Here is a 12288-nt window from a genome sequence, read left to right on the forward strand (position 1 = left end):
GCCGGGAGGCATCGGCCGGCGCGTGTCGCCGGCTGCTCAGTTGAACGCCGCCAGCATCCGCTCCAGCGCGATCATGAACGGCTGATGCATCAGCGGCAGCGTCGCGACCAGGCCCACCAGGCCGATGCTGACCGTCAGCGGGAAACCGACGGAGAAAACGTTCAGCTGCGGCGCCACGCGCGAGATGATGCCGAGCACGAGGTTCACGAACATCAGCATCGTGATCAGCGGCAGCGCGATCCACAGGCCCATGCGGAAGATCTCCGCGCCCCACACCTGCGGTTGCGCGACGCGCAGGAAGCGGAAGGGTTCCTCGCCGACCGGGAAGGCCTGGAAGCTCTCGACCAGCGAGTTGATCAGCATCAGGTGCCCGTTGATCGCGACGAACAGGAAGGCCACCATCGAGCCCAGGAAGCGCGACGTCGACGTGCCTTGCGAGCCGGTGGACGGGTCGAAGAAACCGGCAAAGTTCAGCCCCATCTGCAAGCCGATCAGCTCACCGGCGAATTCGAGCGCGGCGAACACGACCCGGACCGCGAAGCCCATCGCCAACCCGATCAGCAACTGCTGACCCGTCACGGAGAGCAGTTGCGGCAGCGAGTCGAGCGGGATCACCGGCATGGCCGGCAGCGACGGCTGCGCCGCCACCGCGATGAACAACGCCAGTCCGATGCGCACGCGCGCGGGCACCTGACGCTGGCTGAAGACCGGCATCCCGGCAAACAGCGCCAGCGTGCGGATGAACGGCCACAGGATCGGATTGATCCAGGCGAGCAGTTGTGCTTCGCTGAAGGAGATCATCGGGATCCAGGGCCGCCCCGCCTCAACCCAGCGCCTGCGGGATGCTCTGCAGCGTGCGCTGGATGTATTCGACCAGCGTCGTGATCATCCAGGGACCGGCGACCGCCAGCACCAGCACGGCGGCGACGATCTTGGGCACGAACGACAGCGTCGATTCGTTGATCTGCGTCGCCGCCTGGAACACCGACACCAGCACCCCGACCGCCAGCACGGTCAGCAGGATGGGCGCCGCGACCATGAGCAGCACGTACAGCCCTTGCTGGCCGACCGAGAAGACCTGTTGTGCATCCATGAGCTTGTCCTTGGAGTCGCGATGTCGAGTCGCTTCGGTACGTTCGCGCCGCTACTGCGCGAACGAAGCCGCCAGCGACCCCAGCAGCAGGTTCCAGCCGTCCGCGAGCACGAACAGCATCAGCTTGAACGGCAGCGACACCAGCACCGGCGACAGCATCATCATCCCCAGGCTCATCAGCACGCTGGAGACGATCATGTCGATCACCAGGAACGGGATGAAGATGAGGAAGGCGATCTGGAACGCGGATTTCAGTTCGCTGGTCACGAAGGCCGGCACCAGCACGCGGAAGGGCACGTTCTCCGGCGCGACGTTGGGTTCGAGCTTGGCCAGCTTCGCGAACAGCGCGACGTCCGATTGACGCGTCTGCTTGAGCATGAAGGCGCGCATCGGCACCTGCGCGCGCTCGAGCGCGACTTCGAATCCGATCTGACCGGCCTGGTAGGGCTGGTAGGCCTCGGCGTAGACGCGATCGAGCGTCGGGCTCATCACGAAGAAGGTCAGGAACAGCGACAGGCCGACGATGACCTGGTTCGGCGGCGCCGCCTGCGTGCCCAGCGCCTGGCGCAGCAGCGACAGCACGATCACGATCCGGGTGAAGCCGGTCATCATCAGCAGCACCGCCGGCAGGAAGCCCAGCGCGGTGAAGAACAGCAGCGTCTGGATCGGCACCGAGTAGCTGTTGCCGCCCGCCCCCTGGCCGATGATCAGCGGCACGCTGGCGGGCGCGCCGCCTTGCTGGGCCCAGGCCGCGGCACCGAAACCGCCGAGCGCGAGCGCGCCGGCAATGCCCAGCGTGCGCCGCGACATCCGCTGGCGACGGGGCTCGTGCAAGGCGGGGGCGTGGGAGGTCGAAGCGGTCATGCGCCGTTCCCGATCAGGCCGAGGTGCTGGAACCGGGGCCATCGGCGTGCCTGCCGCCGAGGCTGCGCTTGAGCATCGAGGAGAACGACGGCTGCACCGCCTGCAGCGCCGCACCGGCGTCGGCTTGCGGCGGCATCACGTGCAGCGTGCGGATCTGCTGGCCGGTGATGCCGAGCACCAGCCATTGGCGGTCCTCGTCCTGGCCGACCTCGACGATCACGATGCGCTGGCTGGGCGCGATCACCAGTTGCGCCACGGTGCGCAGCTGTCCGCCCATCGCGCCTCCACCCAGCGGCGTGCGTTTGAGCAGCCACAGCACGACCGGGATCAAGGCCAGGATGGCCAGGAACCAGAGGAGGGGGACGAGGCTGTTGTTCATGGCGTTGAATTATGCGTCCCTGCAACGCATCAGCCCCACCGGAGTGGGGCTGATCGGGGGTCAGGTTATGCCTTGCTCAAGCGCCGCATCCGTTCGGACGGCGTCACGATGTCGGTGAGGCGGATGCCGAACTTGTCGTTCACGACCACGACCTCGCCCTGGGCGATCAGGTAGCCGTTGACCAGCACGTCCATCGGCTCGCCGGCCAGCGCGTCGAGTTCGACGACCGAGCCCTGCGCCAGCTGCAGGATGTTCTTGATCGGGATGCGGGTGCGGCCGAGTTCAACCGTGAGCTGGACCGGGATGTCCAGGATCATGTTGATGTCGCTGCCGGGCAGGTTGCCCGGCGTCGGCGAGAAGTTGGTGAAGGCGGCCGGCGCGACCTGTTCGGTCACTTGCTGCACTTCGGCCGCGACCTCGCTGCCGCCGCCGCCGGCTTCCGCCAGCGCCGCCGCCCATTCGGCGGCCATCGCGTCCTGTTCGTCCATCGGGGTGTTGTCAGCCATTGCGGGCTCCCAGCCAGCCGGCATCCGGGCCGGTCAGCATCTTTTCAATCTTGATCGAATACTTGCCGTTCGAGGTGCCGTAATGGCAGTCGAACACCGGCACGCCGTCCACCTTGGCCTGGATGATCTGCTCCAGGTCCAGCTCGATGAAGTCGCCCGGCTTGAAGGCCAGCAGCTGTTCCACGGTCGCGGGGGCCTTGGCCAGCTCCGCCACCAGTTCGACCTCGGCCGACTGGATCTGGTGCTTGAGCAGGTTGACCCAGCGGCGGTCGGGTTCGCTCGAGTCGCCCTGCGTGGTGCTGTACAGCACGTCGCGGATCGGCTCCAGCGTGGAGTAGGGAATGCAGAAGTACACGGTGCCGCTGGTCTCGCCGATTTCCAGCGTGAACGAGGTGGACACGATGATCTCGCTGGGCGTGGCGATGTTGGCGAACTGCGGCTGCATCTCCGAACGCTGGTATTCCAGCTCCAGCGGATAGATGCCCTTCCACGCCTTGGTGTACTCCTGGATGATCACTTCGACCAGGCGCAGGATCACGCGCTGCTCGGTGGCGGAGAAGTCCCGGCCCTCGATGCGGGTGTGGAACTTGCCGATGCCGCCGAACAGCGAGTCGATCACCGCGAACACCAGCGTCGGGTCGCACACGATCAGGCCGCTGCCGCGCAGCGGCTTCACCGACACGATGTTGAAGTTGGTCGGGACCACGATCTCGCGCAGGAAGGCGCTGTACTTCTGCACCTTGATGCCGCCGATGGCGACTTCCGGGCTCTTGCGGATGAAGTTGAACAGCCCGATGCGGATGTTCCGCGCGAAGCGTTCGTTGATGATCTCCATCGTGGGCATGCGCCCACGGACGATCCGTTCCTGGCTGGCGAGGTTGTACTCGCGGATGCCGCCGGTCTGGACCTCTTCGGCCTCGAGCTTCTGGCTCTCGCCGGTGATGCCCTGCAGCAGGGCATCGACTTCGTCTTGCGACAGGATCTGCTGATTCATCGTGCGCTCCTTGCTGTGCGGCTCGTCACTGCACGATGAAGGTGGAGAACAGGACCTGCGTCACCGGGCTTTCGACCTGGCGCTTCTTCTTCTTTTTCTTCTTCGGAGCGGCGTCCTCGTCCTCATCCTCGTCGTCGAGCTCGATGCCCATCGGGCGCACGGCTTCGCGGCGGATTTCCTTGGCGAGCTTTTCCTTGCCCTCGACGCTCAGCAGCTCGGCGGACGTCTTGTGCGACAGCACCAGCAGCACATTGTTGCGGATCGCCGGCATGTAGGCCTTGAGCTGATCGGCGAAATGCGCGTCGGCGACTTCCAGCGTGATGCCGACCTGCGCGAAGCGGTCGACTTCCTTGTCGGCCAGGTTCACCGTGAACGGGTCCAGCGGGACGAAGGTCGGCGGGGTGCCCGGCTTGGCGTGGGCGGCGGCCGCGGGCTTCTCCTCGGCGGCGGCACCTTCCTCGTCGTCGGCATGCGACTTCTTCTTCATCATCAGCAACGCGGCGACGCCCACCAGCACCACCACCAGGACGATGGCGACGATGATGATCAGCTTCTTCTTGCCGCCACCCTTGACGGCGGCGTCGTTGCCTGCGGCGGCTGTGGCCATGGGCGCTCCGGTGATGAAAAGAGGGACGTTGGCGGGGAGCCGGGCCTGATGACCTGGCAATGTCTCCCATTGTGAAGCGCCGCCAGAGCGCTCAACGCGCGAAAAGGCGGAGGATTCCGGTCAGACTCGGCGACCGTCAGGCGTACAGGTCGACCAGTCCGCGCGGTGCGGAGCGGCGCTCCGACCGGCCGCTGGCGGTGATCGCGCCGTCGTCGTCCGAGCCTTGGCCGCGGCCGCCCTGACGGCCATGGCCGTTCGAGGCGCCGTCGGCGGAACCGTCGCCACGATTCTGGCCGCCGTTGGACTGCGACTGGGCGAACACCCCGCCGCCGCTCAGGGTCAAGCCTTGCGCCTGCAGCGCGGCCGCCAGGTCCGGCAGGCTGCGTTCCAGCACCTCGCGGGTGGCGGCGTGCTGGGCATGGAAGTTCACCTGCGCCTGCTGGCCGTCGAGCTGGATGTTGATCGACACCGGCCCCATCTCGGTCGGGTTGAGCTGGAGCTGCGCCTCGTGCACGCCGTCCTGGATCAGCAGGCTGACGCTGGCGGACAGTTCCGGGGCGAAGTCGGGGCTGTCCAGCGGCTGGCTGAGCGGGACGCTGGGCGCCTGGGTCGCGGACGTCCCGTCCGCACCGGACGTGCCGGAGGCGGAACCGGTCTGCTGGGCTGCGGCGAGCAGCGCTTCGAAGCTCGGCTGCGGGCCCTTGGCGGCGCCTTCGCCCATCGCGATCTCGTGCGTACCGCCAGAAGCGGCTTGCAGCGCGTCGGTCCGGGCGGCCTTGTCGCTGCCGTCGGTCACGTCAGTGGCGCCGGCAGTCCCCGCGGCGGCTTGGCTCAGCTCACGCTGGAGTTGCTGGCGCTCGCGCAGGGCGTCGCCGGTGGTGGCTGGCTTGCCATGCGCGTGCGCGCCGCCGGGCAGGGCGTCGGTACCCGCTTCGTCGCTTTCCGTTGCGCCGGTGCCGGCGTGCCGTGCACTCCTGATCTCGGCGGGCGTGTCGCCGCGCAGCATCGCCAGGATCTGCTCGGACGCGGTGGCACCAGCGTCCTTGGCATCCTTGGCGTCCTTCTTGTCCTTGCCGTCGCCTTCCTTGGCGTCGACGCGCTCGGCGTCCTTGCCGCTGGCGGCATCGGCCCTGACGGCGTCCCGCGGGTCGGCCGCATCGGCGGCATCCGCAGCGTCCGGCGCTTGCGCGTCATTGGACGGATCCGCCTTCGTGGCACGGGACGGCGTCTTGCTGTCCTCGGCCTTGTTGGCGCTGTTGCGGGCCGCGGCATTGCGCGCGGCTAGCTTGTTCTCGTCCTTCGCGGCGGTGTTCTCTGGCGCGCGAGGAGGCGGCGACGCCGGCTTCGGCGGCTGCGCCGACTCCTGGCGCTGCGCCTGCTGCTGGGCCTCCAACTGCCTGGCCTGCTGCTGACTCTGCGCCTGCTGGCTCGCCAGCTGCTGCGACTGCAACTGGGCCATGGTTGTCTTGGCCGATTGCGCCGACTGGTTCTGCAGCTGCTGATTGCTCTGGCTCAGCAGGCGGGAGAAATCCGTCGACGCGCCGTCCTTGCGGCCGGCGTAGGCGGGGTTGTTCGCGCCAAGGCCGCCGAGGGCGCCCGGCATCGGGGTAGTGTTCTGGATCTGCGTCATGGCGAGGGAGGTTCCGGGTGGACCGGGCCGCGATCAGGCGACCAGCCGGGACATCGGGTTGCCGCCGCGCGAGGCGGCGCGGGCGGCCTGTTCATCGGTGGTGCGCTGTTCCTGGCGCATCTGGCTGCGCAGCGTCTCGGCGCGGCGGCGCTCGATCAGCTTGCGCACCGAGGCGACGCGCAGTTCGCGTTCCCGGACCAGGTCGCGGGCGGCGGACAGGCGCTGGTCGGCGTAGTCGGCGATGCCGCCTTGCTGACCGATGGCCTGGTCCAGGCGCTGGCCGAAGTTCTGATAGCAGCCCAGCAGTTGCACGGTTGTCCGTTGGGCGAATTCCTGTGACCAACGGGTCCGGTAGTCCGTGCGGTACTGCGACAGCTGGTCATGCTGGTTGCGCGCCGCGTTCGCACGCGACTGCGCATCCTGCAGATGACGCAGCGCTTCATCGCGCTCGGCCTCCGCGCGTTCGAGGAGAACGGTCAGGGCCTGCAGATTGGAACTACTCATGTCGATGACCTCGCTTTACGGATGTCGGCAGCTATCACGCAAAGTTGAGTGTGGCGGTCAATTGATTGAGGCAATCGTTCAAAGAAGCGGGGGAATGCATGTCTTGTTGGAGCAATCGGTCCATGTCGCCGTGCAGGCGGACCGCCATGTCCAACTCGGGATCGTGACCGGGTTGATAGGCGCCCAGTTGGATCAGGTCGCGCGCCTTGTTGTATTTCGCGAGCAATTGCCGGAAACGGCGCGCCAGTTCGATGTGGCGCTTGTCGGCCACGCTGGTCATGACGCGCGAGATGGACCGTTCCACATCGATCGCAGGGTAGTGCCCACTCTCCGCCAGCTCCCGGCTGAGCACGATGTGGCCGTCGAGGATGCCTCGGGCGGCGTCGGCGATCGGGTCCTGCTGGTCGTCACCTTCGGACAGCACGGTGTAGAAGGCAGTGATCGACCCTTCGCCGGCCAGGCCGTTGCCGCTGCGCTCCACCAGTTGCGGAAGCTTCGCGAAGCAGGAAGGCGGATAGCCCTTCGTCGCCGGCGGTTCGCCGATCGCGAGGGCGATCTCGCGCTGCGCCATGGCGTAGCGGGTGAGCGAGTCCATCAGCAGCAGCACGTGCTGGCCGCGGTCGCGGAAATGCTCGGCGATCGCGGTGGCATAGGTCGCGCCCTGCATGCGCAGCAGCGGCGGCGCGTCGGCCGGCGCGGCGACGACGACGCTGCGGCGCAGGCCTTCCTCGCCGAGGATGTCCTCGATGAATTCCTTCACTTCGCGGCCGCGCTCGCCGATCAGGCCGACGACGATGACGTCCGCCTGCGTGTAGCGGGCCATCATGCCCAGCAACACGGATTTGCCGACGCCGGTGCCCGCGAACAGGCCCAGGCGTTGGCCCCGGCCGACGGTCAGCAGCGAATTGATGGCACGCACGCCGGTGTCCAGCGGGCGGCGCACCGGGTCGCGGTCCATCGCATTGATCGGGCGGCGGACCATGGGTTCATCGCGGATGTCGGCCAGCGGGCCGCGGCGATCGATCGGATGGCCTTGCGGGTCGACGACGCGACCCAGCAGGCCGTCCCCCATCGGCAGATGCAGGCCGCGGTCCTCGTCGCGGCGCCAGGGATGGCGCTCCTCGCCGAGCACGGGACCATGCAGCGCCGCCGGACGCGGCAGCACCATCGCGCCGCTGGCCAGGCCCTGGATCTCGTCGGTCGGCATCAGGTAGGCGCGGTCGCCGGAGAAACCGACCACCTCCGCCGTGACCGGACGCTGACCGCGGCGCGGCGACGAGGCGCTCGACGGCATGTGGATCTCGCAGACCGACCCGACAGGCACCTTCACGCCGGTGGCTTCCAGCACCAGACCGGCCACGCGTACCAGCTTGCCCTGCGGCTCGATCGGCGGCGCGTTGCCGGCGAAGGCCTGCAGGTCGTCGAAGTACTGGCGCCAGCGGTCGGTGCGTGCGCTCATGGCTCGCGGTCCTCGTGGCCACCTTGATTGGCGCCTTGATTGGTGCCTTGATTGGTGCCATGAGGCAGTCCGCCGTACTGGCTGGGGGTGGGGTCGGTCCGGAAGTCCAGGCGCGCGTCCCGCGCCATGTCGGAGGCACTGCGGCGGTCCTCCCAGACGGAGTTCTGGCCCATGGCGCCGACCGCCGACTGCCAGCGTGCCGGCAGCGACGCGTCGACGCTGCAGATGTCGGCATCGACCTTGACGCCGCCGCGGGCGATCGACGGATCGGGGATGACCTGGGCCTCGCGGGCGCGCAGTTCCTGGCCGGCACCGTCCAGCACCAGCGGCAGGTCGTCGGGGTGCACGCGCACGCGGACGTGGCGGGCGTTGATCAGCAGCGCCTCGACGGCGTCATGCGCCACCTTGGCCACGAGTTCCGGCGCCGTCTCCAGTTCATTGCGGACGACCTGACGGGCCAGTTCGACGGCGGTGCGCGCCAGCGCATCGGCCATGTCCTGTTCCATCGCGGACAGGTCCTGGTCGAAGCTCGAGACCAACTGACCCACCTGGGCGGTGATCTGCTTGGCGAAGCTCTGCTTGAAGGCGTCAAGCGCGGCCATGCCGTCGCGATAACCGTCCTGGTAGCCGGCCTGCCGGGCCTGCTGCAGCAGTTCCTCGAGGCTGGGACCCGGCGGCGGAGGCGGGGGAGGCGGCTCGACCGGAGCGGGCGCGGTGACGGCGGGGCGGCGCGGTGCCGCGCCGCCGTCGAGCGCGCCTGGATTCCACGCGGCGAAGCCGGACAGCTCCTCGCGCGGAATGATGCGGCCATAGGTGCTGCCGCGCTGCTGATCGCCGTCGGCGCGCGGCGGGGGCGGAACTTGGCGGGGAGGGCGGGTGACCATCGTGGCGGGTGTCCGTCGTCGGAAGGGTCGACCAGCGTATTACAGGAACTGGTCGTCGCCGCCGCCGGCGAGCACGATCTGGCCCTCGTCGACGAGGCGGCGGACGACCTTGAGGATTTCCTTCTGCTCGGCCTCGACCTCGGACAGGCGGACCGGGCCGCGCGAATCCAGGTCCTCGCGCAGCGTCTCGGCGGCGCGGGTGGACATGTTGCGGAAGATCTTCTCGCGCAGCTCCGGGCCGGCGCCCTTGAGCGCGACGATGAGCGACTCGGACTGCACTTCCTTGAGGATGGCCTGGATGCCGCGGTCGTCGATCTTGTCCACGTCGTCGAAGGTGAACATGTTGTCCATGATCTTCTGCGCCAGGTCGGAGTCGGCCTCGCGGATGTAGTCCAGCACCGAGGCCTCGACGCTGGTGCCCATCATGTTGATGATCTCGGCCGCGGTCTTGACGCCGCCCAGGTTGGACTTCTTCATGCGCTCGCCGCCGGCCAGGATCTGGCCCATGACCTCGTTGAGGTCCTTCAGCGCCATCGGCTGGATGCCGTCCAGCGTGGCGATGCGGATCAGCACCTCATTGCGCTGGCGTTCGGTGAAGACGCGCAGCACCGAGCTGCTCTGGTCGAAGTCCAGGTGGGACAGGATGGCGGCGACGATCTGCGGGTGTTCGTTGCGCAGCAGTTCCGCGACCGAGCCCGGGTCCATCCACTTCAGCGATTCGATCGAGGAGACGTCCGAGCCCTGCAGGATCCGGTCCAGCAGCAGGTTGGCCTTGTCTTCGCCCAGCGCCTTGCGCAGCACCGAGCGGACGTACTCGTCGGTGTCGCTGACCAGGGTGCTCTGCGTCTCGGCGACCAGGTCGAACTTGTCGAGCACGCGCTCCACGCGCTCGCGCGGCACGACCTTCATCTTGGCGATGGTCTCCCCGAGCTTCTGCACTTCCTTGGGCGCGAGGTGCTTGAAGACCTCGGAGGCTTCCTCCTCGCCCAGCGACATCAGCAGGATGGCTGCGTCTTCTACGCCTTTGTCGTCCATGGTGGTGTCTCGCTATCGGTCCGGGTGGGCGTGCTTGTCTGCGGTGAGGCTTCGGGAATCAGCGGCGGCCGCCGGCGGGGGAGGCCGTTTCCAGCTCCTCGCCGTTGACCCAGGCGCGCATGATGTTGGCCACGGCGATCGGGTTCTCCTTGGCCAGCAGGCGGGCGCGTTCGAGCTTGTCGTTGGAGATCGGCGCCTCGAGGGCCGGCAGGCCGCCCGGTCCGCGCGGACCACCCAGCGCGAGTTGCTCGTCCTCGACCACGCTCAGCGCGTTGTTGCCGGCAGTGTCGTCCTTCTGTTCGGCGGGCGGCGGGAAAGCCGCCTTGAGAGCAGGGCGAACCAGCCCGAACACGGCGATCAGCGCGACCAGCACCAGGGCGGCGGGCACGGCGAAGTCGCGGGCGACGTCGCGCAGCCAGGGTTGCTGCCACAGCGGCACGTCGGCGTTCTCGATCTTGTCGGACACGAACGGGGTGCTGATGACCTTGATCGAATCGCCGCGCTCCTGCGAGAAGCCCAGCGCTTCCTTGACCAGCGAGTCCAGCTTCTGGATCTCGGCGTCGGACAGCGGCTGGCTGGAAGTCTTGCCGTTCTTGTCGGTGACGGTCTTCTGGTTGACCACGACGGCGGCGTTCAGGCGGCGGATCTGGCCGATCGCGTTGCGCGTGACGCGCACGGTGCGGTCGAGTTCGAACTGCGTGTCGTTGTTGCGGCGCAGGTTCTGCGTGCCGCCGGACTGGCCGGCCGGCTGCAACTGCTGGGCCTGGCCGTTGATCGGCGCGGCGGCCTGCGGCGGGACCTGGTTGGTGGTCGCGCCGGGCACGCCGGTGGGCACGCCGGCGGTGCCGCCGGATTGCTCCTCGGAGGTCAGGCGGCGCACGCTGCTCTGCGTGTTCGGACCCTGGTTGGGCTTGTATTCCTCGGCGGTGGATTCGACCTGGCTGAAGTCGACATCGGCGGTGACCGTCGAGCGCAGGTTGTCGCGGCCGACCACCGGCTCCAGCAGCTCGGCCACCCGCTTGTTCAGGTTGGCTTCGATCTGCTGCTTGTACTGGAGCTGCTGGCTGTCCAGGCCGATGGCGTTGCCGTCCGGGTTCTGGGAGAGCAAGGCGCCGGTGCTGTCGAGCACGCTGACGGCCTTGGGATTCAGTTCCGGCACCGACGAGGACACCAGATGGACGATGCCGGCGATCTGGGCGCGGTCCAGCGTGCGGCCGCCGCGCAGCGTCAGCATGACGGAGGCGCTGGGTTTCTGCTGCTCGCGGAAGAAGCCGTTCTGCTGCGGCATGGCCAGGTGGACGCGCGCGTCGGCCACGTCGGCCATGGCGGTGATGGTGCGGGTGAGCTCGCCTTCGAGCGCGCGCTGGAAGTTCAGCCGCTCGTTGAAGGCGGTCTGGCCGATGGACTGCTTGTCCATCAGCTCGAAGCCGACCACGCCGCCCTTGGGCAGGCCGGCGGACGCCAGCTTCATGCGCAGGTCGTAGACCTGGTTGGCGGGCACCATGATGACGCCGCCCGGATCGTTGCGGTAGGGCACGTTCATCTGCGACAGCTGCGCGATGACGGCGCCGCCGTCCTTGTCGGACAGGCCGGAGAACAGCGGCCGGTAGTCGGGCTTGACCGTCATCATCGACATCGCCACGATGACCGCCAGCAGCGCGGCCACGCCGCCGCCCAGCATCATCTTGCTCTTGGCGGGCATCGCCGCCAGGCGGGCGGGCAGGCCGGCCGGTTTGGCGGTCTGCTGCACCTCGGGGAGTCCGGCGGCGGGGCTGCTCAGGGCGTTGTCCATGGGGCGGTGGGTGTACGGCTGGTGTCGAACGGGGTGCCCAGGCGGACGCCTCGACACAGGACTGGATTATTTCGATCGGCGCCCTCAAGAATGGTGGGAACAGGCCGAAGAAGGCCCCCCAGTTCGGAGCTATGGGCCCCCCCTGGATCCGTAGGATGCGTTCCGTGGACCTGAAACTCAAACCCTTCGACTTCGCCAACGCGGTGGCACGCGCCGGCCTGACCCCCCAGGGGCAGCCGGTGGCCAAGGCCGCGTCGGGCGGCACGAGCTTCGCGGATGCGATGAGTTCGGCGTTGAAGTCCGTGAGCACGCAGCAGAACGAGGCCTCGCGGCTGCAGCGGGAGGTCCAGCTGGACAACCCCACCGTCAGCCTCGAGGAGACCATGGTCGCCATGCAGAAGGCGCAGATCGGCTTCCAGGCGACGCTGCAGGTGCGCAACCGGCTGGTATCCGCCTATTCGGAAATCATGAACATGCAGGTCTGAGCGAAGTTCCGGCCCGCGACGCGCGCCGCTCTTTGCTGCGATTCCGCATCACGAAC

The 12288-nt window shown here is 68.0% G+C and carries 14 protein-coding genes; 1 reads left to right on the top strand and 13 read right to left on the bottom strand.

Annotated elements, in window-relative coordinates:
- Positions 1-36 precede the first annotated feature (36 nt).
- From fliR to fliF, 13 genes are all read right to left on the bottom strand, one after another.
- Entirely contained in the window at positions 37-801 is a 765-nt protein-coding gene (gene fliR / locus AC07O8_RS06590) for a flagellar biosynthetic protein FliR (protein ID WP_495047278.1), read from the bottom strand.
- A 22-nt stretch (positions 802-823) separates the two neighbouring features.
- The gene (gene fliQ, locus AC07O8_RS06595; protein WP_088403381.1) at positions 824-1093 is read right to left on the bottom strand and encodes a flagellar biosynthesis protein FliQ; all 270 of its coding nucleotides are present in this window, start codon (positions 1091-1093) and stop codon (positions 824-826) included.
- Between the two features lie 51 nt (positions 1094-1144).
- Positions 1145-1903, bottom strand: a complete 759-nt coding sequence (gene fliP, locus AC07O8_RS06600) for a flagellar type III secretion system pore protein FliP (protein ID WP_495047612.1) — start codon at positions 1901-1903, stop codon at positions 1145-1147.
- A gap of 67 nt (positions 1904-1970) precedes the next feature.
- Positions 1971-2336, bottom strand: coding sequence for a FliO/MopB family protein (locus AC07O8_RS06605; protein WP_495047279.1), 366 nt, complete (start codon positions 2334-2336; stop codon positions 1971-1973).
- 65 nt (positions 2337-2401) lie between these two features.
- On the bottom strand, positions 2402-2842 hold the full coding sequence (fliN, locus tag AC07O8_RS06610) for a flagellar motor switch protein FliN (RefSeq protein ID WP_088403384.1): 441 nt from the start codon (positions 2840-2842) through the stop codon (positions 2402-2404).
- Positions 2835-3836: a flagellar motor switch protein FliM gene (fliM, locus tag AC07O8_RS06615; protein ID WP_067276207.1), complete on the bottom strand. Its 1002-nt coding sequence runs from the start codon at positions 3834-3836 to the stop codon at positions 2835-2837. Before fliM ends, fliN begins: the two co-directional genes overlap by 8 nt.
- 25 nt (positions 3837-3861) lie before the next feature.
- Positions 3862-4443 (bottom strand): flagellar basal body-associated FliL family protein, encoded by a 582-nt coding sequence (locus tag AC07O8_RS06620; protein WP_495047280.1) that lies wholly within the window; start codon positions 4441-4443, stop codon positions 3862-3864.
- A 136-nt stretch (positions 4444-4579) separates the two neighbouring features.
- Entirely contained in the window at positions 4580-6073 is a 1494-nt protein-coding gene (locus tag AC07O8_RS06625) for a flagellar hook-length control protein FliK (RefSeq protein ID WP_495047281.1), read from the bottom strand.
- 33 nt (positions 6074-6106) lie between these two features.
- Entirely contained in the window at positions 6107-6577 is a 471-nt protein-coding gene (gene fliJ / locus AC07O8_RS06630; RefSeq protein WP_495047282.1) for a flagellar export protein FliJ, read from the bottom strand.
- A gap of 34 nt (positions 6578-6611) precedes the next feature.
- Positions 6612-8036 (bottom strand): flagellar protein export ATPase FliI, encoded by a 1425-nt coding sequence (gene fliI, locus AC07O8_RS06635; protein ID WP_297532607.1) that lies wholly within the window; start codon positions 8034-8036, stop codon positions 6612-6614.
- Positions 8033-8920 (bottom strand): FliH/SctL family protein, encoded by an 888-nt coding sequence (locus tag AC07O8_RS06640; RefSeq protein ID WP_495047283.1) that lies wholly within the window; start codon positions 8918-8920, stop codon positions 8033-8035. Before AC07O8_RS06640 ends, fliI begins: the two co-directional genes overlap by 4 nt.
- A 39-nt stretch (positions 8921-8959) precedes the next feature.
- Entirely contained in the window at positions 8960-9955 is a 996-nt protein-coding gene (fliG, locus tag AC07O8_RS06645) for a flagellar motor switch protein FliG (RefSeq protein ID WP_431099704.1), read from the bottom strand.
- A gap of 58 nt (positions 9956-10013) precedes the next feature.
- Positions 10014-11747: a flagellar basal-body MS-ring/collar protein FliF gene (fliF, locus tag AC07O8_RS06650; protein WP_495047284.1), complete on the bottom strand. Its 1734-nt coding sequence runs from the start codon at positions 11745-11747 to the stop codon at positions 10014-10016.
- 164 nt (positions 11748-11911) lie between these two features.
- Between fliF and fliE the strand changes: the two genes are divergently transcribed.
- Positions 11912-12232 carry a flagellar hook-basal body complex protein FliE gene (fliE, locus tag AC07O8_RS06655; protein ID WP_377161309.1) on the top strand — a complete coding sequence of 107 codons (321 nt, stop codon included), beginning with the start codon at positions 11912-11914 and terminating at the stop codon, positions 12230-12232.
- Positions 12233-12288: the final 56 nt, after the last annotated feature.

The organism is Roseateles sp. GW821-FHT09G09 (genome assembly GCF_059415965.1).

Excerpts from the sequence above, each read along its gene's own strand:
- fliR (WP_495047278.1), bottom strand. The coding sequence starts at position 801 with ATGATCTCCTTCAGCGAAGCACAACTGCTCGCCTGGATCAATCCGATC.
- fliQ (WP_088403381.1), bottom strand. The coding sequence starts at position 1,093 with ATGGATGCACAACAGGTCTTCTCGGTCGGCCAGCAAGGGCTGTACGTG.
- fliP (WP_495047612.1), bottom strand. The coding sequence starts at position 1,903 with ATGTCGCGGCGCACGCTGGGCATTGCCGGCGCGCTCGCGCTCGGCGGT.
- AC07O8_RS06605 (WP_495047279.1), bottom strand. The coding sequence starts at position 2,336 with ATGAACAACAGCCTCGTCCCCCTCCTCTGGTTCCTGGCCATCCTGGCC.
- fliN (WP_088403384.1), bottom strand. The coding sequence starts at position 2,842 with ATGGCTGACAACACCCCGATGGACGAACAGGACGCGATGGCCGCCGAA.
- fliM (WP_067276207.1), bottom strand. The coding sequence starts at position 3,836 with ATGAATCAGCAGATCCTGTCGCAAGACGAAGTCGATGCCCTGCTGCAG.
- AC07O8_RS06620 (WP_495047280.1), bottom strand. The coding sequence starts at position 4,443 with ATGGCCACAGCCGCCGCAGGCAACGACGCCGCCGTCAAGGGTGGCGGC.
- AC07O8_RS06625 (WP_495047281.1), bottom strand. The coding sequence starts at position 6,073 with ATGACGCAGATCCAGAACACTACCCCGATGCCGGGCGCCCTCGGCGGC.
- fliJ (WP_495047282.1), bottom strand. The coding sequence starts at position 6,577 with ATGAGTAGTTCCAATCTGCAGGCCCTGACCGTTCTCCTCGAACGCGCG.
- fliI (WP_297532607.1), bottom strand. The coding sequence starts at position 8,036 with ATGAGCGCACGCACCGACCGCTGGCGCCAGTACTTCGACGACCTGCAG.
- AC07O8_RS06640 (WP_495047283.1), bottom strand. The coding sequence starts at position 8,920 with ATGGTCACCCGCCCTCCCCGCCAAGTTCCGCCCCCGCCGCGCGCCGAC.
- fliG (WP_431099704.1), bottom strand. The coding sequence starts at position 9,955 with ATGGACGACAAAGGCGTAGAAGACGCAGCCATCCTGCTGATGTCGCTG.
- fliF (WP_495047284.1), bottom strand. The coding sequence starts at position 11,747 with ATGGACAACGCCCTGAGCAGCCCCGCCGCCGGACTCCCCGAGGTGCAG.